General features: G+C 34.6%; 22 protein-coding genes. 12 read left to right on the top strand and 10 right to left on the bottom strand.

From position 1 onward, the window contains the following. Positions 1-7: 7 nt before the first annotated feature. The 3 genes from BELBA_RS11110 to BELBA_RS11100 form a co-directional block, all read right to left on the bottom strand. The gene (locus BELBA_RS11110) at positions 8-673 is read right to left on the bottom strand and encodes a TetR/AcrR family transcriptional regulator (protein WP_014772791.1); all 666 of its coding nucleotides are present in this window, start codon (positions 671-673) and stop codon (positions 8-10) included. Positions 674-801: 128 nt separating this feature from the next. Beyond that, positions 802-1,344, bottom strand: a complete 543-nt coding sequence (gene hslV, locus BELBA_RS11105; RefSeq protein WP_014772790.1) for an ATP-dependent protease subunit HslV — start codon at positions 1,342-1,344, stop codon at positions 802-804. A gap of 162 nt (positions 1,345-1,506) precedes the next feature. After that, positions 1,507-3,186 (bottom strand): pyruvate dehydrogenase complex dihydrolipoamide acetyltransferase, encoded by a 1,680-nt coding sequence (locus BELBA_RS11100; RefSeq protein WP_041779325.1) that lies wholly within the window; start codon positions 3,184-3,186, stop codon positions 1,507-1,509. Between the two features lie 124 nt (positions 3,187-3,310). Between BELBA_RS11100 and BELBA_RS11095 the strand changes: the two genes are divergently transcribed. From BELBA_RS11095 to BELBA_RS11065, 7 genes are all read left to right on the top strand, one after another. Then, positions 3,311-4,270 carry a YheT family hydrolase gene (locus BELBA_RS11095; RefSeq protein WP_014772788.1) on the top strand — a complete coding sequence of 320 codons (960 nt, stop codon included), beginning with the start codon at positions 3,311-3,313 and terminating at the stop codon, positions 4,268-4,270. Positions 4,271-4,293: 23 nt separating this feature from the next. Further along, a complete protein-coding gene (locus BELBA_RS11090; protein ID WP_014772787.1) occupies positions 4,294-4,992 on the top strand; it encodes an SOS response-associated peptidase in 699 nt (232 codons plus the stop codon). A 127-nt stretch (positions 4,993-5,119) separates the two neighbouring features. Beyond that, positions 5,120-6,118 carry a 3-oxoacyl-ACP synthase III family protein gene (locus BELBA_RS11085; RefSeq protein ID WP_014772786.1) on the top strand — a complete coding sequence of 333 codons (999 nt, stop codon included), beginning with the start codon at positions 5,120-5,122 and terminating at the stop codon, positions 6,116-6,118. Position 6,119: 1 nt separating this feature from the next. Beyond that, the gene (locus BELBA_RS11080) at positions 6,120-6,680 is read left to right on the top strand and encodes a hypothetical protein (RefSeq protein WP_014772785.1); all 561 of its coding nucleotides are present in this window, start codon (positions 6,120-6,122) and stop codon (positions 6,678-6,680) included. 171 nt (positions 6,681-6,851) lie between these two features. Continuing rightward, the gene (locus BELBA_RS11075; RefSeq protein WP_041779324.1) at positions 6,852-8,450 is read left to right on the top strand and encodes a toxin-antitoxin system YwqK family antitoxin; all 1,599 of its coding nucleotides are present in this window, start codon (positions 6,852-6,854) and stop codon (positions 8,448-8,450) included. Between the two features lie 41 nt (positions 8,451-8,491). Further along, positions 8,492-8,662 carry a Lacal_2735 family protein gene (locus tag BELBA_RS19685; protein ID WP_014772783.1) on the top strand — a complete coding sequence of 57 codons (171 nt, stop codon included), beginning with the start codon at positions 8,492-8,494 and terminating at the stop codon, positions 8,660-8,662. Positions 8,663-8,920: 258 nt separating this feature from the next. After that, on the top strand, positions 8,921-10,291 hold the full coding sequence (locus BELBA_RS11065) for a DUF6600 domain-containing protein (protein ID WP_014772782.1): 1,371 nt from the start codon (positions 8,921-8,923) through the stop codon (positions 10,289-10,291). 35 nt (positions 10,292-10,326) lie between these two features. Here BELBA_RS11065 and BELBA_RS11060 read toward each other — a convergent pair whose 3' ends face one another. Together BELBA_RS11060 and BELBA_RS11055 are read right to left on the bottom strand one after the other, a co-directional pair. After that, positions 10,327-11,352, bottom strand: a complete 1,026-nt coding sequence (locus BELBA_RS11060; protein ID WP_014772781.1) for a LacI family DNA-binding transcriptional regulator — start codon at positions 11,350-11,352, stop codon at positions 10,327-10,329. Between the two features lie 145 nt (positions 11,353-11,497). Next, the gene (locus BELBA_RS11055) at positions 11,498-13,660 is read right to left on the bottom strand and encodes a glutamine synthetase III family protein (protein ID WP_014772780.1); all 2,163 of its coding nucleotides are present in this window, start codon (positions 13,658-13,660) and stop codon (positions 11,498-11,500) included. Positions 13,661-13,913: 253 nt separating this feature from the next. Between BELBA_RS11055 and mtaB the strand changes: the two genes are divergently transcribed. Beyond that, on the top strand, positions 13,914-15,233 hold the full coding sequence (mtaB, locus tag BELBA_RS11050) for a tRNA (N(6)-L-threonylcarbamoyladenosine(37)-C(2))-methylthiotransferase MtaB (protein WP_041779635.1): 1,320 nt from the start codon (positions 13,914-13,916) through the stop codon (positions 15,231-15,233). A 539-nt stretch (positions 15,234-15,772) separates the two neighbouring features. On the opposite strand, the gene BELBA_RS11045 is transcribed toward mtaB, so the two are convergent. The 4 genes from BELBA_RS11045 to lpxK all read right to left on the bottom strand — a co-directional run bounded on the left by BELBA_RS11045 (position 15,773) and on the right by lpxK (position 20,776). Further along, entirely contained in the window at positions 15,773-17,017 is a 1,245-nt protein-coding gene (locus tag BELBA_RS11045; protein WP_014772778.1) for an ABC transporter permease, read from the bottom strand. A 120-nt stretch (positions 17,018-17,137) separates the two neighbouring features. Beyond that, on the bottom strand, positions 17,138-17,749 hold the full coding sequence (locus BELBA_RS11040; protein ID WP_211208422.1) for a MiaE family protein: 612 nt from the start codon (positions 17,747-17,749) through the stop codon (positions 17,138-17,140). A 2-nt stretch (positions 17,750-17,751) separates the two neighbouring features. Then, the gene (locus BELBA_RS11035; RefSeq protein ID WP_014772776.1) at positions 17,752-19,728 is read right to left on the bottom strand and encodes a putative porin; all 1,977 of its coding nucleotides are present in this window, start codon (positions 19,726-19,728) and stop codon (positions 17,752-17,754) included. Then, entirely contained in the window at positions 19,718-20,776 is a 1,059-nt protein-coding gene (lpxK, locus tag BELBA_RS11030; protein ID WP_014772775.1) for a tetraacyldisaccharide 4'-kinase, read from the bottom strand. The genes BELBA_RS11035 and lpxK overlap by 11 nt, the downstream gene beginning before the upstream one ends. A 45-nt stretch (positions 20,777-20,821) precedes the next feature. Between lpxK and BELBA_RS11025 the strand changes: the two genes are divergently transcribed. From BELBA_RS11025 to BELBA_RS11015, 3 genes are all read left to right on the top strand, one after another. Next, positions 20,822-21,922 carry a Nif3-like dinuclear metal center hexameric protein gene (locus tag BELBA_RS11025; RefSeq protein ID WP_014772774.1) on the top strand — a complete coding sequence of 367 codons (1,101 nt, stop codon included), beginning with the start codon at positions 20,822-20,824 and terminating at the stop codon, positions 21,920-21,922. Positions 21,923-21,925: 3 nt separating this feature from the next. Continuing rightward, positions 21,926-22,696 carry a zinc ribbon domain-containing protein gene (locus tag BELBA_RS11020; protein ID WP_014772773.1) on the top strand — a complete coding sequence of 257 codons (771 nt, stop codon included), beginning with the start codon at positions 21,926-21,928 and terminating at the stop codon, positions 22,694-22,696. 142 nt (positions 22,697-22,838) lie between these two features. After that, positions 22,839-23,291: a hypothetical protein gene (locus tag BELBA_RS11015; RefSeq protein WP_014772771.1), complete on the top strand. Its 453-nt coding sequence runs from the start codon at positions 22,839-22,841 to the stop codon at positions 23,289-23,291. Here the strand turns inward: BELBA_RS11015 and BELBA_RS11010 are convergent. Then, positions 23,244-23,897: a histidine phosphatase family protein gene (locus BELBA_RS11010; protein ID WP_014772770.1), complete on the bottom strand. Its 654-nt coding sequence runs from the start codon at positions 23,895-23,897 to the stop codon at positions 23,244-23,246. The genes BELBA_RS11015 and BELBA_RS11010 overlap by 48 nt on opposite strands. A 28-nt stretch (positions 23,898-23,925) precedes the next feature. On the opposite strand from BELBA_RS11010, the gene BELBA_RS11005 reads away from it, so the two are divergent. Beyond that, entirely contained in the window at positions 23,926-24,348 is a 423-nt protein-coding gene (locus BELBA_RS11005; protein ID WP_014772769.1) for a hotdog fold thioesterase, read from the top strand.

Raw genomic sequence — 24,348 nt, 5'->3', positions numbered from 1 at the left:
TCCTGAATTATTTGTTTTGATATAAGAATTTTGCAAAATCTATAAATGTATCCAAAGCACTTTTTCCCATCAAGTCAAAAGCTAGATTTACAGATTTTTCAATAGCCGCATCTGTTTTCTCAAATGCTGGAGAAGTATCATTCAACCAAAATTGGAAAACAAACCAAGCTTGTAGCCACAATGCTTCGTCGTATCTATCACTGATAATTGGTCGACTAGCTATCTCTTCAGTTTCTTTCCCCTCCAAGATTATCTCATTAGCAAAATCTTTGAACTTAGATTTGAATTCTTTTACCTCAGTAGGAAGGATATTTCTAAGGTCTTTTTTATTTCCATATATAGACAATAAATAAGATCTGTTTTTCTTTAATTCCTCAATCCAAGTAAACAAAAAGCTAAGCAATTTTTCTCTGGCAGAATACTCTCTATAAACTTCTTGAGACTCAATACCACTTACTGTTGCTTCAAATAAATAAGCCCAAACCGCAGATTTGATAGATTCGAAAGAAGTGAAATAGTTATAAAACTCCTCTTCCTTCATTTTTAAATCCTTGGCAAACTTAAATACTGAAACTGGCTCGTGCCCATGTTCCAAAACATGATTGATGTATCCTGTTATGATTTTGCTTTTATAATCTACTTTGGCAGTTTTCTTAGCAATTACTTTTTCCATGATGCTTTTATTTTACTACCATCATAACCCTAAAAAGTCCTTAGAGGTTTAGCTTTATTTAAAAAATAAAAATAAATGTCCTTTTGGAAAGAACGGATTAAATTCATTCACCAAAAGGACAATTTCGATTATAAAGTCACTTTCTCGACCACCAAATTGTGATTAGTGTAGATACAGACATCGGCAGCTATCCCTAGGCTTTCTCTGACCATTTCTTCAGCTGACAATTGTGGAGCAAACTTCTTCAAAGCACGGGCTGCAGACTGCGCATACATACTCCCAGAACCAATGGTGGCAATTTCCATATCTGGCTCGATCACATCTCCTGTGCCTGAGATAATCAGTATGTCTTGAGCATCCGCTACAATCATCATCGCCTCAAGCTTGGAAAGCATGCGGTCTGTTCTCCACTCTTTGGCAAGTTCCACAGCTGCTCTCTTCATGTTATTCCCAAAAGCACCCAATTTCTCTTCAAACTTTTCTAAAAGTGTAAACGCATCTGCAGTAGATCCTGCAAACCCTGTTACAATCTTGCCTCCTTGGAGTCTTCTTATTTTATTGACACTACTCTTTGCAATTGTATTACCTAAGGTAGCTTGTCCATCAGCACCGATTACTACCTCTCCATTATGCTTAATCGCCACTACTGTGGTTGATTTCAATTTTTCCATTTTCCTCTTTGAGTTATATGTTAATAAACTTACACCATGAATAAAATTTCAGACTTAAAAATCCAAATCATATCGAATTCATCTGAACATTTTATCAATAACTATACAAAAAGCAAAAAGTCCTGCGAAACAGGACTTTTTGACATATTTATTCAATAAATTTTAGATCAAGATTCTAACTGGATCCTCCAAAAGATTTTTGAAAGTCTGGAGAAAGGCAGAACCAACAGCTCCATCGACTACTCTATGATCACATGATAAGGTAACTTTCATCAAGTTTCCAATTACCATCTGACCATCTTTGACGATCACCGTTTCTTTAATCCCTCCTACTGCCATTATACAAGCATCTGGAGGATTTATAATTGCTGTAAATTCATCAATTCCAAACATTCCAAGGTTAGAAATGGTGAAAGTGTTGCCTTCCCAATCTTTTGGCTGTAATTCTTTGTTTTTGGCTTTTCCTCCAAGAGATTTAGCTTCATTTGATATTTGAGAAAGGGATTTGTTATCAGCAAATCTGATCACAGGCACCAAAAGTCCTTCTTCTACAGCTACTGCCATTCCGATGTGGATGTGGTCATTGTATCTGATTTTATCACCTAACCAAGAAGAATTTACTTTTGGATGCTGACGCAAAGCCGCTGCAGCGGCTTTGATCACCATATCATTGAAAGAAATCTTCACAGGTGCTATTTCATTCATACTTTTTCTCGCTTCAATTGCCTTATCCATGTTGATTTCCATGGTCAAGTAGAAATGAGGAGCATTGAATTTACTTTCAGCCAATCTCTTAGCTATCACTTTACGCATTTGAGAAACTTTCTCTTCTTTGAAGGATTCTTGACCTAAGGCAGGCACTGAAGTACTTCCCTCCGAAGCTTTGGCAGCAGGAGCTTTTACGGATGCTGGATCAAAGCTTTCTATATCTCTTTTTACAATTCTTCCACCTTCTCCAGAACCTTTTACCAAAGAAATATCAACTCCTTTGTCAGATGCAAGCTTCTTGGCAAGTGGAGAAGCTTTTACTCTTCCGCCATCAGTGGTGGAGCTTGCTGAACTACTTTCTTTCGGTGCAGGCTTTTCTTCTTTCTTTTCCTCAGCTTTTTCAGGAGCCTTTTCTTCTTTTTTAACTTCTGATTGCGCCTCTTCAGTTGATCCTCCTTTAGATTGATGTGCTTTGATCAAAGTTTCATAGTCTGCACCTTTTTCTCCAATCACAGCAATCACACCATCTATTTCAACAGCCTCACCAGCTTCAACTCCGATATGCAATAAAATCCCATCATCATAAGATTCAAGCTCCATCGTGGCTTTATCTGTCTCCACTTCAGCGATAATATCACCTGCTTTGATCTCATCACCAACTTTCTTCAACCATGAAGCAATTACTCCCTCTGTCATCGTATCTGACATTTTAGGCATGGTAATCAAATTAGCATTGATTCCAGATGTATCGATGGATTCAGTTTTGGCGGATTCTTTAGGCTCTGCAGCCTTTTCAGGCTTTTCTTCCTTAACGTCCTCCTTATCACTTTTTGATTCTGATTTTGCGGGAGCATCTCCACTATTCGCTTCTTTGAGCAAATTGTCAATATTTTCTCCCTTTTCACCAATTATAGCAATCACACCATTTACAGGCACAGCATCTTTTTCTTCCACACCAATGTGAAGCAAAACACCCTCTTCGTAAGATTCTAGTTCCATGGTAGCTTTGTCAGTCTCCACTTCTGCTAAAATATCACCTGGTTTTACTTCATCACCAACTTTCTTCAACCACGCTGCGATCACCCCTTCTTCCATGGTGTCACTCATCTTGGGCATTCTTATTATTTCGGCCATAAGCTTTTTAGTATCCTAGTCAAATTTTCAGCAGGTCAAAAATAGTTCTTAAATTGTCTTTAATCAAATTTAATAATAGTATTTTCAAGTTTGGAAATGTAGAATTTACACATATTGATTTCAAATGCCGCTGATTAAAAATATAGATTACGAAAATCCAAAATGGCTATTCAATGGTCATATGCAAACTATCGTACCAGCATTGTTTAGAAACTCAATACCCTTATCATTTGAGAGAGAAAGGATTAGCACTTCAGATGGTGATTTTTTAGATTTGGATTGGCTGAAAAAAGGTAGTGACCAATTGGTCATTATTAGTCATGGTTTGGAGGGAAATAGTCAAAGACCTTACATGCTTGGAATGGCTCATCAATTTTTTTCAAAAAATTTTGATGTTTTGAATTGGAACTTTCGGGGGTGCAGTGAAGAAATGAATAAAAAACCAATCTTTTATCATTCAGGAGCTACTTATGACTTAGACACCGTAGTCAATCACGCAGCTAAATCCTACTTAAAAATCTTTTTGGTTGGTTTCAGTCTCGGTGGTAATTTAACTTTAAAGTATCTTGGCGAAAAACGTAAAAGAAATCCAAAAATAAAAAAAGGTGTAGCTATCTCAGTTCCCTTACATTTAGAAAGTTCTTGTATCAAAATTTCTTCAGCCGAAAATATTCTTTATTCGAAAAGGTTTTTATCCACCTTGAAAGAAAAAGTGATTAAAAAGTCTTTGATTTTTCCTGATAAAATCCCCGTGGGTACGCTTAGGAAAATCAAAACACTCCAAGATTTTGATGACAATTTCACAGGTCCACTTCATGGTTTCAAAGATGCACATGACTATTATGAACAAAATTCATCCTTGTATTTTATAGATCAGATTCAAATACCTACTTTGATTCTAAATGCTCAAAATGATCCATTTTTAAGTGAACAATGTTTCCCAATAGGTCAAGCGAGAAACCTAGATCAAGTTTGGATGGAATTCCCAAAATATGGAGGCCATGTTGGCTTCAGCCCTAGAAAAAGCTCTGATATCTATTGGTCTGAAAAGAGAGCATTTGAATTTATCAATGCAGATCATTAATTTGACAAAATAATCAAAAATCCATGTGCGGTAGATACTCCCTCAATAAAAGTAAAATAGAATTAGAAGAAAGATTTCAAGCAGAAATGCTGGGTGATTTCAAACCTAGATTCAACATTGCTCCTACGCAACTTCTACCTGTTCTCACCTCAGATAGCCCAAAAGGTTTTTCCTTTTTTTATTGGGGAATTACTCCTGATTTTGCTAAAAACAAGCCAGTTTCCCAGAAGCTAATTAATGCACGAGCGGAGACAATCAATCAAAAAATTTCGTTCAAATCTTCTTTTGAAAAGAGGAGATGTTTGATTCCTGCGGATGGTTTTTTTGAATGGAAAAGAATTGGGAAGAAAACAAAAACTCCATATAGATTCACACTTGCAGACGAGAGCCTATTTTCTTTTGCGGGAATTTGGGAAGAATACGAGAATGATAAGGGCGAATTGAATCATACCTTTTTGATTTTGACAACAGAACCAAATGGTTTGGTGAAAGATATTCATGACAGAATGCCTGTTATTCTCAAAAAAGAAGATGAAAAAAAATGGTTAGATTCTTATTCTAGTGAAAAAGAACTTTTAGAAATGCTCCTCCCCTATCAAACATCAGAAATGATCAGTTATTCTGTCAGCCCTTTAGTGAATACAGTTAGTAATGATACTGCTTCTGTACTAAGAAAAACTTCACCGATGGATCAATTTGGAAACTATACTTTATTTGGATAATAAATAATTTACACATTATTGATTTACCAACTTTTTATCAAAACAATAAAGAAGTTGCTTGGTATATTTGTTGTAAGAAAATGCCTAGCAATACTAATCGACAAAGCCCAATTATAACAAAAAACGTATGAAAAAATCCAGAATCACTGGAGTTGGACATTATGTTCCAGATCAGATCATCACCAATGAATATTTGTCATCCATCATGGACACAAATAATGAATGGATAGTAGAAAAAACAGGCATAGAAGAACGAAGATGGTTTACACCTGGCAAGGACACAGTTACAAGCATGTCTTTCGAAGCTTCAAAAATGGCACTTAAAAGAGCTGGAATTGACGCCAAAGAAATTGATTTCATTGTTTTTGCGACTATAACACCTGATTATTTTGTTCCAGGAAATGGAGTTTTGTTGCAAAGAGAATTAGGAATTCAAGGCGTACCTGCTTTAGACGTCAGAAATGCTTGTTCTGGTTTTATTTATGCGCTCTCTGTTGCTGATCAATTCATAAAAACAGGAATGTACAAATCCGTTTTGGTGGTAGGTGCTGAAATACAATCATCTGCATTGGACAAATCTGATGCAGGTAGATCAAGTGCTGTTATTTTCGCAGATGGTGCCGGAGCTGCAATATTACAAGCTGTAGAAAGTGATCAGCCTGGGATTTTATCAACACACCTTTATGCTGATGGAGATTATGCCGAAGAATTGTATCTAAAAGACCCAGGCAGTAGTAGAGAAGTAAGGCTATCACCAGAGATTATCAACCAGCCAAGTTTCAAGATGTTCATGAATGGCAATACGGTATTTAAGCACGCTGTCGTACGTTTTTCTGAGGTAATTCACGAAGCTTTAGAGGCCAATGGAAAAGACAAATCTGAGATTGACTTGCTTGTTCCTCACCAAGCCAATTTGAGAATAAGCAATTATATCCAACAAAAAATGGGTTTGAGTGATGAAAAGGTTTTCAACAACATCATGAAACTTGGTAATACTACCGCAGCAACCATACCGATTGCACTTAGTCAAGCATGGGAACAAGGCAGATTGAAAGAAGGAGATTTGATTGTATTGGCTGCTTTCGGAAGTGGATTTACTTGGGCGTCAGCTTTACTAAATTGGTAGAATGATATTGAATTCAAAAATCGATATTGACTTTGTACAAGACAAATTGACATTTGAAAAAATCCAAATTCAAAAATCAATTTTCATTAAGATTTTTACAGAAATTGCAAACCTGTTTCCTCAATCAAAACTTGAAGAAATTCATAAGAGAGCCAAAGGTTCAAAAGTTTCAAATGGAATGAATTTGGAAAACTGTCCTTATCAGGTATTAGATCTGATTCGTGATTTTGACGCGACGAAAGGCTATAATATCCGAATTTTAAATTGGTGGGGACATGGTTTGTATATTTTTATTCAATTTGGGAGAGAAATTATAACCCTGTATGAAAATACTATTTTTGAAAATCTTTCAGAGTTTCATATAGGAACTTTCCTTGATCCATTTGATTATAAAAGCATTATAACTACAAAGAAAAAATTAACAAAAACTAATTTTAAAAACTGTCTTAAGGATTCACAAACTGTCATTCTACATAAAAAAATATCTTACCTGAGCTCTCAAGCAAGGTTGCAAGAAGTCTTGTTAGAAAATATCAATTTGATCTTAGATAAAGACAGTTAAAACTTTCTGAATTAAGCTAATTTAAACTAATTTAGAACCGACTTAGATCTTATTCGTACTCAATAAGTGTGCAATTAAAAAAAATTCCTATTTCAAAATGTATTTAAAGTAAATATTATAGTTTACTTACAAAATAGTTGAATCTTAATGAAACTCTCGAACCATCGAATTATGAAATATATATTAGGAGTTTTTCTCCTCTTTCTTTTAACTGACACGTTACAAGCCCAAAACAATAATGGCAACATTGTTTCCATCTATAATTCGGATTCTACATTTGTTGGAACAGGATTGATGAGAAATAACCTTATGGAAGGTTTATGGAAATTCGAAAATCCAAAAACGGGGAATCTAATTCAAACTTCAAACTTTTTAAATGGCCTCAGAGATGGTACTACCATTGCATATTATAATGGACTTGTAAAAAGGCTCGAAGCTGAATACCGAAAAAACAAATTAAACGGACCATTTAAAGAATATGACATATATGGTAATTTACGTTTGGAACTGGTTTTTCAAGACTCAATTCCCGTAGGTCCTTATAAAGAATATCACCCAAAAACTAGTAGTGCTTCTAATTTCAATCCAAATTTGGTTAAAATAGAAGGTAATTATTTGAATGGAAAAAAAGATGGTCTTTGGATTACTTACTATGACATGACTCCCCCTACAATAGCTATTAGAGAAAATTACAAAAATGGTATACTAGAAGGGAAATATTCAGAGTATGATTTTGATGGATCATTGGTTTTAGAAGTAAATTATATCGATGGAGAGCCTGACGGTCCTTTTAAGAAATATGTTTACAACAAAATGATATGGCAGGAAGGTGAATTTGATAAAGGAAGAAAAGTGGGCAAGTGGCTTTCATATTTTCCTGGTACAAAAACAATAGAGTCTGAAAAATATTATGACGAAAGAGGTAATAAAACAGGCGAGTGGAAATATTATTATGAAAATAAAAGAGTTGCTAGAGTAGAAAATTATGAAAACGACATTCCTGTGGGCACATGGGAAGAGTTTTTCCCGAATAGAAATCTGTCTAAAAGAAAAACATATGAGCTAGGTGTGCCAGTTGGTGAATACATAGAAAACCACTCTAATGGTGATGTATCAGTAGTTGGTCAATACAAAAGTGGTTCAAAAGATGGCTTGTGGAAGAGTTATTTTCCAGATGGAAATTTATATTCTATCGGAGAATATAAAAACGACTTAAAAACTGGTCTTTGGAAATACTTTAATAAGATAGGAATTTTAATTGCCGAAGGAGAGTATAATTTAGGTTCTGAAAATGGTCAATGGTTCTACTATTATGATGGAGGACAGTTAAAATCCGTCGGAAGTTACTTTTTAGGATTTGAAGAAGGAACCTGGGGACTATTCTATGACAACAAACAGTTAACACAAGAAGAATATTGGAGTAATGGTAGATTGTTAAATGTTGGAGAATATAATAATTTCACAGGAACCAAAACCTTTGAAAAAGGCACATTAAAAGATGGCAATGGAACCAGAATAACGTATTACGTTAATGGAAAAAAAGAATCTGAAGGCAATTATAAAGACGGTAAGCCAAATGGAAAATGGTCTTATTTTCATGAAAATGAAAGACTAGCCTCAGAAGGTCAAATGATTGATGGCAAGAAAGAGGGTTTGTGGAGATACTTCAACATCAATGGTAGGCTTGAACAAGTCATTACTTTTGAAAATGATCAAATCAAAGAGCCAAAAGATCCAGAACCTGAAATTAGTTTTAAAACTTTTAATTAATAAACACTTAAAGGTTTTGGCTGTTTCTAAAATAAAAAACGATGTTTGGATTATTCAAGAAAAAAACAGAATTAGAAAAGCTTCAAGAAAACTACAAAAGCCTTTTAGAAAAGGCCCATAAAGCGTCTCAATCAAACAGGACATTAGGAGATAAGCTTATGGCTGAAGCTGAAGAAGTAGCTAAAAAAATTGATTCATTAAAAAATCAATAGCTAAAGGGAGTGTTAGCTAAAAGCAAGATTTCTTTAAAAACTATAAGTAAGAAGACTCAACATTCGTGTTGGGTCTTTTTTTACTTTCTTTCCGATTATCAAAAAGATAATTTTCGGATAATATTATTATTTTTTTTATAATGAATTAGTGTTTGCTAAATCGTTTTTATCAAAATTTAAACACTTCAATATTCTTTCATGCAAAACATTTTTTCAATTAAGCTCGTAAAACAGACTATAATACTAAACCACACTACAATGAAAAATCTAACTCTAATCCGCTTGGGAATCATTCTAATGCTAGGCATTGGATATTCTCAGAATAACAAAGTAGAGGCTAAACCTTCTCCGATGGGGGTTAGTTTTCAAGTATTCTACAATGAATTAAGTCCTTATGGGGACTGGGTAATGGATCAAAGACATGGCTATGTTTGGATTCCAAACGTAGGTCAAGATTTCCACCCATACGGTTCAAACGGATATTGGGAAATGACCAACTATGGAAATACTTGGGTATCCAACTATAACTGGGGATGGGCTCCATTTCACTATGGAAGATGGTATTGGGATGATTTCTACGGCTGGGCTTGGGTTCCTGGATATGAGTGGGGACCAGCTTGGGTAAACTGGAGAACAGGTGGAGGTTATTATGGATGGGCACCTTTGGGTCCTGGTGTTGGCATTAACATCTCTATAGGCTTCCATAGCAATCATTGGAGATTCGTGCCTCAAAGAAGATTTAGACATCGCCATTTCCACAAATACTATGTCCCTTCTTACAATATGGTAAGTATTTATAACAGAACAACTGTCATCAATAATACTTATGTTTATAATAATAGAACCTATGTAGCTGGCCCATCAAGAAGAGAAATTGAAAGAGTGACTCGAGGAACAGTACCAGTATATCAAGTAAATGATAGTGGTAGACCTGGAAGAGCTTCTGTAAACAATAGAACGCTGAATGTGTATCGACCAGAAATTGACAATTCAAGATCTGCAAATGCTCAAGCTAGACCTTCAAGGGCTTTCACAGCCGAAGAGTATAGAGGCAGAGCATCAGCGCAAAACAGAAGTTCAGCACTTAGCAATGGGAGATCAGAAAACTCAAGAAATGCAACTATTTCTAATCAAAGAAATAGTTCAGCCCAACAAAACAGAGCTGCAACTTCGAACAGAAATCAAGCAATATCTTCTCAACAAAGAAGCCAAACAAGAGCTGCGGCAAGTCAACCTAATAGTAGAATAAACACTACACAGCCGAATACACGAGGTCAAGTTAGAACTGCACCGAGCTCAAAATCAACTAATAGAGGTGGATCAGTAAGTACAACAAACACAAGACAATCACAAGTGAGAACTAGTCCTCAACAAAAAAGACAAAGTTCTCCAACGGTGAGACAACAAAGAAGTAGTAACAATTCTTCGCCTAGAGTCACTAACTCGACAAATACGAGGAGTAACAGTCCAGCAAATGTCAGAAAAAGTGCACCAAGCACCCGTAGTACTGGGACAGTAAGAAGTACTACTAGCAGACCTAGCACAAAAGCTGCACCTGCAAGATCAACTTCTAGATCTTCGGGTACTACTTCAAATACCAGATCCAGAGGAGGAAGAGGCAATAATTAAATCATAAAAAATGGAGGCTTGTAAGCCTCCATTTTTTATGATTTTGAAAATGTTGATTTTCTTGGAACAAATTGATTAGCAAGTTCAACTTTGAAGGTTTTTGATTCTATATTTTCATCTAGTTGATTTAGTATCCCCTCCATTAATTTCTCAGCAATTCCTTCTAAAGGTTGGGCAATAGCCGAAATACTTGGTTGATAAAGGCTAAAGAAAAAGTGATCATCAAATGCCAAAACTTGTAGATCTTCTGGAATCCTTAATTCTAGTTTCCTAATCGCATGTAAACCCTCAAACGCTAAATAGTTTGTAGCAAAAAATAAAGCATCTGCGTCAGGATGATTAAGCAAAAACTCCTTTATTTGATCCCCCATAAATTCTTCTGAAGAAGAATGAAAAGGTTCTTCAAATACAAAAGGAGAAAGATTTGCTAACTCTAATGCTTCTAAATATCCTTTAAGTCGATCCTGCATTTGCGTTTGATCCGAGGAGACTGTAATAAAAATAATTTTTTTGGCTCCAGTATCTATTAAATGTTGGGTTGCTTCAAAACTACTCCTTCTATTTTCAACAATTACATGACTACAATCTAGGCCTGGAATCCATCTATCAAAGAGTATTACGCCAAAATTTTCCTTAATTAAATTTTCAATTTCAAATTTAAGGTCTGCTGTAGGAGTAATAATAAAACCATCTACATTCCTACTTTTGAAAGTGTGAATTAACTCTTTTGCTTTTTCAGTACTATTTTCTGTACTACAGTAAATAATCTTGTAGTCATTTTTAAACGCTTTCTCTTCAATTAAGCGTGCAATATTTGAGAAAAATGAATTAGAAATATCCTCAACCATCAAAACAAGTACTTTGGATTTGCCAGATCTAAGACTTTGAGCCAAATGATTTGGTCTATATCCTACTTTCGCGACATAATCCTCAACTTTTTTCACCATCTCTTTGCTGATTCTTTTTTCTTCAGCCTTTCCATTAATAATAAAAGAAATTGTAGTAATTGATACACCTAGTGCTTTTGCTATATCTTTAATAGAAGTTTTCTTTCTCACCATTCAGCTTGAATTTTTCTTGATCATTACAAATTTATTACCAAATGTAATTGAGATGCTAAAATTTTTAGCAAAAGCCCATAAATATTTAATATAACAAAAAAGACCACAATTTGCGGTCTTTTTCATTTTAGGTAAATAGGTTAAATTACTTAATAAATAACATTTCTCTATACTTTACTAATGGCCAGGATTCATCATCTACCAAAAGTTCTAGCTTGTCAACGGCATATCTAATTTTGTCAAAGAAAGCTTCTTTAACTTCAAGGCTATAACCTTTAGCTTGCTTTACAATATCCTCCTCTTTATTTAGTTTTTTCCTAGCTTCAATCATTTGATTTACATTTGATTTTAAGGATTCTAAATGACGGCTTACATCTTTGATTGTTTCGATAGCAGCTGTATTATCCAAACCTAGCCCTTGAAGACCATTGGCATTTTCAATCAGTTTATTTTGATATAAAATTGCAGTTGGGATAATATGATTCAGTGCCAAATCACCCATTACTCGAGATTCTATCTGAACTTTTTTGATATAGTTTTCAAGCATGATTTCATGTCTTGCATGCAGCTCAACTTCTGAAAGGACATTATGCTTTGAAAAGACTTCTAGTGACTTTTTCTCCAGATAAGTATCTAATGCAAATGGAGTACTTTTTAAGTTAGAAAGACCTCTTTTCGCTGCTTCTTTTTCCCATTCTTCAGAATACCCATCTCCTTCAAATCTAACTTTTTTACTATCCTTGATATATTTTCTTAAAACATTTACGATAGCAATTTTCTTTTCCTTACCTGAAGCAGTTTCCTTTTCGATATCTTTTGCCATTTGCTTCAAAGTCTCGGCAACGATCACATTCAATACTGTCATCGGACCAGCTGAATTGGCTTGGGAACCTACCGCTCTAAACTCAAACTTATTTCCTGTGAAAGCAAATGGTGATGTTCGATTTCTATCTGTATTGTCCAAGATGATTTCAGGAATTTTTGAAATTCCCAATTTCATATACATGTTATCACCCTTTTCAATCTTGATATTTCCATTTTTCTCTAGTTCGTCAAGAATCCCTGTCAAAGTAGAGCCAAGGAATACAGAAATAATGGCAGGCGGTGCTTCATTTGCTCCAAGTCTAAAGTCATTTCCCGCAGAAGCAATACTTGCTCTTAACAAATCAGCGTAGTCATAAACTGCCTTTACAGTCGCTACCAAGAAAGTCAAAAACTGTAGATTCTCTCTAGCAGAGTTGCTTGGCTGGAATAAGTTCACACCGGTATCTGTAATCAAAGACCAGTTATTGTGTTTTCCAGATCCATTTACTCCAGCGAATGGCTTTTCATGAAACAAGACTTTCAAACTATGTCTTTCAGCAACTTTATCCATCACATCCATCAAAAGCTGATTATGATCAACAGCTTTGTTGATTTCTTCAAAAAGTGGAGCGACTTCAAATTGACCTGGAGCTACTTCATTATGCCTAGTCGAAACAGGAATACCCAATTTCAAAGCTTCAATTTCAAAGTCCATCATAAAGTCTTTCACTCTAGTCGGAATTGTTCCAAAATAGTGATCGTCTAACTGCTGACCTCTAGCTGGATTATGACCAAAAACAGATCTACCTGCCATAACAAGATCTGGTCTTGTAGCAAAAAGAGCTTTATCTATCACAAAATATTCTTGTTCAACACCCAAGGAAGGTGTGATTTTCTTCACATTTCTATCAAAAAGCTGGCAAATGGCTACGGAAGCTTCGTTGATTGCTTCAATTGATTTTAAAAGTGGAGTTTTATAATCCAGTGCTTCTCCTGTATAGGCTACGAAAATCGTCGGAATACAAAGTGTATTACCAAATATAAATATTGGCGAAGAAGGATCCCAAGCTGTATAACCTCTCGCCTCAAATGTCGAACGAATACCTCCATTTGGAAAAGAAGATGCATCTGGCTCTTGCTGAACTAATGCTGATCCTTTAAACTTTTCAATCCCAGCATGTGCATCAAAAAAAGCATCATGCTTCTCTGCAGTCGATCCTGTCAAAGGCTGAAACCAATGTGTATAATGTGTCACACCTTTTGCCAATGCCCAAGTTTTGACTGCTGAAGAAATTTCCTCTGCTGTACTAGGATCAATTTTAGATCCTTTGTCTATCGCTTCTGTTACTTTCTTATAAACCGAAGGCGCCAAGGACTCCTTCATTTGTTTGGTACCAAAAACATTGACTCCAAAGTAATCGGAGATCTTTAAAGAAGGTGCCGTAACTGACACGATTGGTCTTTCTTGTGCTTTTAAAAGCGCTTTTTGTCTTAAAGTTGCCATTTTCTACAATAAGTGGTTTGATTTTACACTTACAAAAATAGAAAATATTCTCTATTTATAAGCTATCCGCTAATTTTTGAGCCAGATTCTCAAAAAAAATACACTTTTTTCAAAAAAATAGCTCTGATTTTAACAAAGACAACCAAAAAAATTGATTTTTAGCTAAAAAAATAGAAATAATATGGGTGAAAGAGTAAATTGAAAACTTGACTTAAATAATTAACTTTGCAAATTGAAATTAGAGGAGAGCGTTGTGAAAAAAGTAGCATTCTATACATTAGGTTGTAAGTTAAATTATTCTGAGACATCTACCATCAGTAGAATGTTTGAAAACAAGGGGTATCAAAAAGTTGAATTTGACGAGACTCCCGATATTTTTATAATAAATACCTGCTCTGTAACTGAGAATGCAGACAAAAAATGTAAAAAGATCGTCAAAGAGGCTAAAAAAATATCTCCAAATTCTTATGTGACGATTATTGGATGCTATGCTCAATTAAAACCTCAAGAAATTTCCGAAATTAAAGGTGTGGATGCCGTACTAGGAGCAGCTGAAAAATTTAGATTAATTGAGCTTTTAGATGGTTTTGCCAAAGAGCAGGAAACAAAAGTTTTAGCCTCCGAAATTCAGGATGCAACTATTTTCAACAATGCCTATTCTATGCATGACAGAACAAGAACTTTTTTGAAAGTTCAGGATGGTTGTAATTATGGCTGTGCATTTTGCACTATCCCTCTTGCACGAGGAAAAAGCAGAAGTGACAGTACTGAAAATATCCTTAAATCAGTAAGAGAAATTGCTCAAACTGATGTGAAAGAAGTAGTTCTTACAGGAGTGAATATTGGAGATTTTGGAATTCAAGAGGGAAAAAGAGAAGAAAGGTTTATAGACTTGATCAAGGCAATTGATGGAGTTGATGGAATAGATAGGTTTAGAATTTCTTCTATTGAACCAAATTTATTGACAAACGAAGCCATAGAATTTGTTTCCAAATCAAAAAGATTTGTCCCTCATTTTCACGTTCCACTTCAATCTGGAAGTAACGAGATTTTAAGAAAAATGGGCAGAAGATATCTTCGTGAGCTTTATGAAGACCGAGTAAATAAAATCAAAACCTTAATGCCGCATTGCTGCATAGGTGTCGATGTAATTGTAGGATTTCCTGGAGAGACTGATGAATTATTTTTAGAAACTTATAATTTTCTAAACGAATTAGATATTTCATATCTACATGTATTTACATATTCAGAACGAGCAAATACAAGGGCAGTTGACATGGATGGTGTGGTACCAATAAAGACGAGGAATGAAAGGTCCAAAATGCTCAGAATTCTGTCGGAGAAAAAGAGAAGAAAATTCTATGAAGATAATCTAGGAAATACATTTACGGTTCTATTTGAAGAGGATATCGAAGATGGTAAAATGCATGGATTTACCGAAAATTACATCAGAGTAGCAGCCAAATATGATCCTATATTAATCAACGAGCTCAAAATGGTAAGTTTAAAAGAAATAAATGAAAAGGGGACTGTAGAAGTTCTTGAACCAGAAGCAAGCTATGAATCACATTAATAATTTAATATTCATTTTATAAATAATTATATAAAAATCTTAAAACAATGGGTTTAACAAACTTTTCACCCTTGTTTAAGTTATATAATTATGAAAAATTCAAATAATTTCTTTAGACCAACAGGTAGAATTACAAGAAGAAAATACTGGCTTTTATTTCTAGTTTTTATTGGACAAACATCATTGCATTAGTAAAGATGTATGAAGCGTTTACGCTTTCTGATTACATCTCGTTTGTTACTTTTGGAGTTATATTAGTGACAACAATTATTTTACTGCTTATCCAAGCAATAAAAAGACTCCATGATATTGGACTTGATTGGAAGTATGCTCTTTACTTATTGATTCCACTCCATTAACTTCATAGGATTCATTTGGCTAGGGCTAAAAAAAGGACAGGAAAAGGCAAATGAATATGGCGAGAGCCCGCTCAAGACAGATGTAATTTAAAACTTTCTTAGTAAGAAAGAAAAAAACCTTAATACCGAAAATTTCCTTCAGTATTAAGGTTTTTTTTATTTTAATGAAATTTCAATTAATTACTCATAGCGTAATGATTCGATAGGGTCTAATTTACTTGCTTTGAAGGCAGGTATATACCCTGAAGAAAGTCCAACAAATACACAAATTACGAAAGAAACCAGAATCCAAATCCAAGGAATTAAAAAACCACCTGGTCCAATCGTATTCGCAACAATATTTCCTATTCCAATCCCAAGTATCACTCCAAAAACACCTCCAATCAAACAAATAACAATCGCCTCAATTAAGAATTGCTGACGAATCCTCAAAGGAGTTGCTCCTAAGGCTTTACGAATTCCGATTTCTCTAGTTCGCTCAGTTACAGACACCATCATGATATTCATCAATCCAATTGAAGCTCCAACTAAGGTAATAAAACCAATTGTAAAACCACCTATCCTTAAATACCCAGCTACTTCCTCTAAGCTTTCTCCAACGGTTTGACTTTTGGTAATCTCAAAGGAATCATCTTCCCCAATTCCATCTTGTCTGATTTTTCGCATTACTCCAGTAGCTTGACCCATCTCGTATTCAAGATTGATTGGGTTAGAGCCACTAGCAGTTATCGTGTACCTAAACGTACCCCTCCTATCAAGCCTGCTCCCATTGATTACAGGTATAAAAACTGCTCTATCTGCGCCAGATCCACCACCAACACTTCCTTGCTTCTCAAGAATACCAATGATCGTATATCTATTACCGAAAAATGAAATTTGCTTGTTCAAAGCATTTTCTTCTTTCTCAAATAACAAATCGATTAATTCAGTACCTACAATACATACATTTGAACCATATTCAATTTCAGTATTACTAAAATTCCTTCCTTCTTCAACTTTTATTCCTTTGATTGGTAAATACAAGTCATCGACACCGGTAACTCTAATATTTGGATTAGTCTTTTTGGAGCCTCTTTTTATTTCTACAGCACCCGAGAGGGTAGAATAAACTGTTGATAAACCGATAGACGAGTATTCACTTTTAAATTCTTGAGCATCCCGGAATTTTACCGCAGGATAAGATTTTTCTGTCTTGCCATCTTGTACAGCTCTTCCACCTGAAAACCCTCTTGATCTAATATCAAAATTATTGGCACCCAATCCAGAGAAGCTATCCTCAATTTGAGCTTTTATTGCATCTATAGCAGTTAGCATTCCGACTAAGGAAGTAATTCCGATTGCGATAATTGCACCAGTCAAGACTGTTCGCAATAAATTAATTTTCACAGACCTTAAAGCCTCTTTTATATTTTCGGTCAGATTCATAAAACGTTCAAATTAGAACAAAATTCAACAAAATATTACTTTCAAGACCTTTAATATGAAGGATAATATTCAAATATTATCATATTCGTTTAATATTTTTTTCTTTCTTCTTAAATTCTCTCAATGCATGCGGTCTCCACGAATTTCAAGATTTTTAATAATTTCAGCTTCATAAGTAAGCCACTCTTGCCAACGCAAATTCACTTTTTCTTTATCATAGATTTTTCTTGCTAACTCTATGAAATTCACATAATGGCCTGCTTCAGAAATCATCAATTCGTAGTAAAATTTTTTCAGCTCATCGTCTTTGATTTGCTGAGAAAGTAACTTAAAACGCTCACAACTTCTAGCTTCTATCAAAGCATTCATCAACAAATGTTCGGTGAGTTGTTGCTGTCTGCTCCCCCCTTTTTTAACAAAATCTAGTAGTTTGATTACATATTCATCTTTTCTAGGCTTCCCAAGAGCAAATTTTCTTTTGTTCAAATGCTCAATTACTCTTTCAAAATGCCCCCATTCTTCAGCAACCACTGGTATTAAAACCTCCGTAACTTCCTCAAAATCATAAAAATTGATTATTAAAGAAATGCAAGAGGATGCAGCTTTTTGCTCACAATAAGCGTGATCTACCAAAATATCTTTGATATTCATCTCTGCAATGTCAACCCAGCGTGGATCTGTTGGCAGCTGCAAATGCAGCATTTTTTGTTTTGTACTTTCTTCCCAGCTCATCATCAATCAAATAAAGGCCATGAAATCCCTATATCAAGTGTTCTCTTCAATCCTGTGAAATCAGGAGTGACAAAATAACCAGGTACAGAAAGCAAGTTACTATTCACATGGTTATATCTCAATAAGATTCTAGTTCTATTAATTCTTGCATTTAGAAAGAAATCAATCACTGGATATCCCTCAACATTCGAAAATCTATCCTGAAGATAGAATTGCTGCATGGCCGGATTATATGCCTCAGCGAAATATTCACTTCTGTATCTACCTTCCAAACCGATTTGAACAAAAAGGTTTTCATCAAATAATGGGCTATCGAAATAAATTCTACTATTTACAAATATCTCTGGAATCCGGAAGTTATCGGCGCCTCCTCCTGTGATCAAAGTATAGTAAGCTTCTGTCTCCCAAAACAACTTCCCACCTGCATTAAAACTAGTTTTGACCCCTGGGATTAACATAAATGCTTCACCTGAAGCTTGAGTAGCTTGTTGATTTTCATCAAAAAAAACATAATTATTTACTCTATTGATCGTCAGGTTAGGTCTGATACTCCATCTTTTGAAATCTGCTTTGATAACACCTTGGATTTGATCAAGTCCAATATTTGAAAAGTCATTGCTCCATCGATGATGATTCCCGCGAGATAAGACTTGCATAGAAGTTGGCTTGTATAGAGCTTTGGTGTATGAAGCCTCTAAAAAAGGTGAGACAAACAATCCATGAATCCTAAATGCTCCAGGAATCAAATATTCTCCCTCCGCTTCAAAGCTCCATTTCTCATTCAAATCCCCTCGCAAAGCGCCACCTAAAGATAATTCATCAAATCCATTGGGGTTGACAAAATAGTTACTTTCCATTCTTCCCGTTCGGAATTTCACAAAAGCATTATAATATAGCAAACCCAAATCTCCTTTGAATCCTGCTTCATTTCTCCATTCTGAAAAATTATTATAATTGATTGTACTATCTTGTCTATTGAACCTATCAGGATTGTACAAATCAAAAAAAGCACCATCAGCAGAATTTAATGCAGCCTTGAATGTGACATCTTGTTTCCTTTTATCAAAGACCTGATAAATCTGCCAGCCTTTTAGCAATTCATATTCATGATACAAATGATAATCTTGTCTCAAATCAACCGCTTGAGAATTTCGAAGCCATACTTTAGCATCTTCATATGTGAAGTATAGAGAAGTACTATCCACATCTGGAGGGATGATACCACCTTGTTCGGCAACTTGATGTCTCATCCTTGAAAAATTTGCTAACAGAAAATATTTTTCATTATCAGATTTATAACTTGTCTGAAATGAATAAGAGTTTTGAACAGTCCCAAGATCATCTCTTCTTGCTGGATTGAGTGTTTTGGTTGCTCGGATAGTATGAATATTAAACCCAACATTCCAATTTGGTGTGACATTTCTAGCAAATTCCAAATCCATCATATTTCTATTCCCCCCTCCAAAAAACAGCGCCATTTTCGTATAAGGTGACTTCGTATCATAATACTTGATGCTATCAGGGGAATGGTGATAAAGATCATAAGCAGTGAATCCAGAAGTGGTTCCTATCATTTTGGGAGCTTGATAAAAAATCGGTTTTGAAGCAGTTCCAATGTTTCCAAGGTCTTGATATTTCCAACCCGAGCTAGCTACTGGTTCATAATAATGAAAACCATTCAACAAAGTGTCTAATTCTGTCTTTTTGATTCGATTTCTCTTAACATCCTTTTCGAAGAAATACAAAGTAGTCTTTGGACCAAATACCATTTTGGTCGAATCATCTATTAATTTCCTCCTGCCATTTGTATCATCATCTCCTTCTCCTTCATTTACTACTTCTCTTTGCTGCCTTTGTTGCTGCGGAGGAAAAGTGCCAGACCCTGGTGGTGGAACTCTTGTAGGCCTTTGAGAAAAGGCTTCTTCTGCTACAAAAAAGCCTACAAAAAATATAAATATACTATAGTATCTAAATCTCACGGATATAACCTTTGTCCTTTATCACCTTTGAAACACTCTTTTCTAGCCAAAGTAAATCTTCTTCACTTAGGTTAACTTCAATTGGAAGAGCAAAAATCGCAATTTCTTCTAAATATTCTCGAAATATAGGCGCTTTAAGTTTGACTGCATCTTTTTCAGTTGTTAAAATTACTGAATCAGGCCAATCTTTCATGAATTCAACGATTTTTTTAACATCATTGATTTTATAATGATGATGATCAGAAAATGTAAATTCTTTGACAACTTGATATTGTTTTTTTACTTCTTTTTTGAATAAACTGTTATCTGCAATTCCTGAAACTAGAATCACATTTTGAAAATTAATCTTTGATGAATAACCAATATCAATTGGATTCCCATATTTTAAACCTGCAAAAATAACCTTCACTTGTGGATTATTTTTTTTAATCTCTAGAGATAATCGTCTTTTAGAATCATTAGCCATATCACTAGGACACTTAGTAACTATGATTACTCCTGCTCTCCGTGCGCCAACTTTTGCTTCTCTCAAGGTTCCTAGTGGAACAACTTTATCTTCAAAAAATGGCTTCTGATAGGTCGTCAACATAATATTTAAATCACCCTTCACATAGCGATGTTGAAAAGCATCGTCTAAAATGACAACTTCAGTTTCTGGTTTTTGAGCTATTATTTCAGGAATGGCAAGAATACGCTCTTCTCCTACTGCCACATTAATTTTATCGCCAAACTTTGAATAAATCTGAAAAGGTTCATCACCAATTTGTGAAGCTGTAGCATTCTTATTTGCTAGAATAAATCCTTTTGTCGTACGACCATATCCTCTGCTGAGTGTGCAAATTTGATATTTTTCAGAAAAAAGCCTGATCAATAACTCTACAAAAGGCGTTTTCCCTGTTCCTCCCATACTTAAATTACCAACAACAATGGTAGGAATAGAAAATTCAATACTTTTTTTCAATCCAACGTCAAACATTCGATTTCTAAGACGTGTACCCAAATCATAGAGTAAAGAAAAAGGATAAAGCAGCGGAACAAACCAACGCATTTGCAAATTTTAGTTAATTTTGATTGACAAATTAAATTAAAATATATGGTTTATACGATCAGCGATGTTGTTTCTTATTTAGAAAAACTTGCTCCTCCTGCATATCAAGAGTCTTACGACAATGCACAATTACTTACAGGAAATCCAAAAGACAAGGTAAAAGGTATTTTGTGCTCTTTAGATGCTACGGAAGAAGTAATCGATGAAGCTATGAAATTGGATTGTAATCTTGTCGTAGCTCATCATCCGATAGTCTTCAAAGGTCTGAGAAGTCTGACTGGAAAGAACTATGTAGAACGAACAATAATCAAAGCTATAAAAAATGATATCGCCATCTATGCCATTCATACAAATCTGGATCATGTAGCAATTGGTGTGAATAAAAAAATCTGTGATCAATTAGGACTTGAAAAGACGAAGGTCTTATCTCCTAAAAAAGAATTATTAACTAAGCTTACTACTTTTGTTCCACATGCCAACATCAATTCAGTACTTGAAGCTTTATTTGAAGCTGGCGCAGGAAGAATCGGAGAATACAAAGATTGTAGTTTTATTTCAGAAGGGACAGGAACTTTTACACCTTCAACAAATTCTAATCCTAGTGTAGGTAAAAAGAACAGCTTTCATCGAGAACCTGAGTCAAGGGTTGAAGTAATGCTACCCTCCCATTTGGAACAAAAAGTTCTTGGAGTATTGAAACAAGTTCACCCTTATGAAGAAGTCGCATATTATCTTCATAAATTGGAAAATGAAAATCAGGAAGTTGGTGCTGGAATGATTGGGGAATTAGCTTCAAGCATGGGGGAAAATGAATTTTTAAACCTGCTCAAGTCAAAAATGAATCTCAAAATTATCAAACATACCAAGCTATTAAACAAAGAAATCAAAAGAGTAGCTGTGTGTGGAGGTGCCGGGATTTTTCTTTTGCCTATGGCTAAAAAAACGAGAGCTGATATCTTTATTACCTCTGATATAAAATATCATGAATTCTTTGATGCTGAAAATCAAATAGTTATTTGTGACATCGGACATTACGAAAGTGAAATATATACAAAAGATTTATTATTGGAGCTTTTGTCACAAAAATTCACTAATATTGCACTCTATTTGACAAAAGTAGTTACGAATCCGATAACTTACATATAGTACATGGAAAGTACCGTTGCACAGAGACTTGAAGCATTACATAATCTTCAAAAGATAGATTCCCGCCTAGATTCAATCATCAAAGTAAGAGGAGCTCTTCCAGAGGAAGTCCAAGACTTAGAAGATGAAATCGCTGGTTATGAAACTAGAGTAGAAAAATTCAATTCAGATATCCTTAGCCTTGATGAAGAAATCAAAAAGCACAAGGAAAATATAAAAGAATCTGAAAAGCTGATCAAGAAATATCAAGAACAGCAGATGAACGTCAGAAACAACAGAGAATATGACGCCATCACCAAAGAACTAGAACTTCAAGATTTAGAGATCCAAGTTTCAAAAAAGAAAATTGGAGAAGCTCAAACAAGAATCGAAACCAAAAATAGAGATCTTGATGAGCTGAAAGAAGTAGTGAAGGATAGAAAAAAAGACCTTGAAAACAAACAAGGAGAATTGCAAAATATCGTTGCTGAAAGTGAAGCTGAAGAAGCAAAACTTAATGCGGACAGAGAAAAGGCAATGAAAAAAATCGAAGATAGACTTGCCAAATCTTATTCTAAAATCAGAGTGAATGCTAAAAACGGTTTGGCAGTGGTTTTGGTAAAAAGAGGTGCTTGTGGGGGCTGCTTCAATGTAGTTCCACCACAAAGACAAGCAGACATTAGAGAAAAGAAGAAGCTGATTGTTTGTGAACATTGTGGAAGAATCTTCTCGGGTGTTGAAGATGAAATTGAGGAGGAAGTAGCACCAAAGAAAAAAAGAAGTACGAAATCTTAATTATATCAAGGTCTGAAAAATTTCAGATCTTTTTTTTTGCTTTCTAGCTAAATCAACATTCTTTGAACATACACTTTTAAAAATTTGAAGACTCTGTAAACCATCTCTTGACATATCCGTTAAATTTTTATACATTTCAATTATGAAAAATTTACTTTTGACAATATTCTTATTTTCCTTCTTTAGTTTGGGCTTTGCAAAAAACCCAAATGAAAAGACTTTTTTAATAATATTTGATAAAGTAGAGCTGAAAAATAACAGAACAAGTCCCGAATATATCGAATTAAGCTTAATGAATCTTTTTGAAACAAAATCTTATTCAGGAAATTCTGACGCAGCAATTATACTTAAAACTACTCAAGATAAAATTGATAGATGCTTACTTGGAGATCATATTGTAAGAGTAAATCAAACTACTATCACTACACTCAATGATGTAGCTTTCCAAATTATTGACTTAGAACAGTCAAAAGGAGTTTATCAAGCATTTCTTTCAAGTATAGAAAGCAAAATTGAGAAAAGTAGTAAAAAATCCAGCAATTTTTTTTTAAATCAACTCCAAACCCTTAAGGTGCGCTCCAGAATTGTATTTTAAAATTCTGAAAACCCCAGAATCATCCATATTTAATTCGTAAAGACCAAGGTTCTGATGCTTAAATTCATCCATGAATTTCAATTCATAATTCATCAATATACTTAATAGCATCCTCATTGCTCTACCATGCATACAGATAAGTATTAATTTTTCAGGTTGATTTAATATTTTCTCTAACCCAATTTTCAAGCGAAAAACTACCATATTTGGACTTTCTCCACCTGCTATTGCATAATCTAAATCTCCCAAAGACCACCTTTTGAGCATCTGTAAATAATATTCATTTTCGTCATGCGTCATAGGTAAGCCTTCATACTTTCCCCAACTAATTTCATTGAATTCAATAATAGACTCCGAAGGAATATTTAAATTGAGAAATCCTTGAACAGACTGCTTTGTTCTTTGTAAGCCTGTATAGTAAACCTTTTCAAAAGGAATTTCTTTATAGGCATCAAAAAAAGCTTTTCCTTGTCTAAGTCCATTCGAATTTAGAGGCGCATCAATCCCGCTTCCTTGAACTACTCCTCTCAAATTATAATCTGTCTGTCCGTGTCTTACGATGTAATTTTTTTCCTTAACAAGATTCTCTATTTTTGTTTCAAACATCAAAGAAATAACTTTTATCCCAAAATTCATGATATTTCCAGCAAACCTGACTTTGGATACTCTCAACAACTTGGGAAAAGGATCCATGACTGATTTTTTAGATATAAAATTTACAAAAATTGGAGAAGATTATTTGGAGGCCACAATGCCTGTAGATTCTAGAACCAAACAACCCCTTGGGCTGTTACATGGAGGAGCAAATATAGTACTCGCAGAGACATTGGGGAGTGTGGCAGCTACCTGTCTTGTAGATCATCAAAAGCAGTATTGTGTGGGCTTAGAAATAAATGCCAATCACTTGAAATCTGTTAAGGCCGGATATGTCACTGGAATTACAAAACCGATCCATATTGGTAAAAAAACCCAAGTTTGGGAAATAAAAATCTATACAGATCAAAAAGAACTTAGCTGTATCAGTAGAATTACCATGGCAGTAATTGATAAGAAATAA

The sequence above is a fragment of the Belliella baltica DSM 15883 genome (genome assembly GCF_000265405.1).
Lineage (GTDB): Bacteria > Bacteroidota > Bacteroidia > Cytophagales > Cyclobacteriaceae > Belliella > Belliella baltica.
This window is presented reverse-complemented; position numbering and strand designations above follow the sequence as displayed.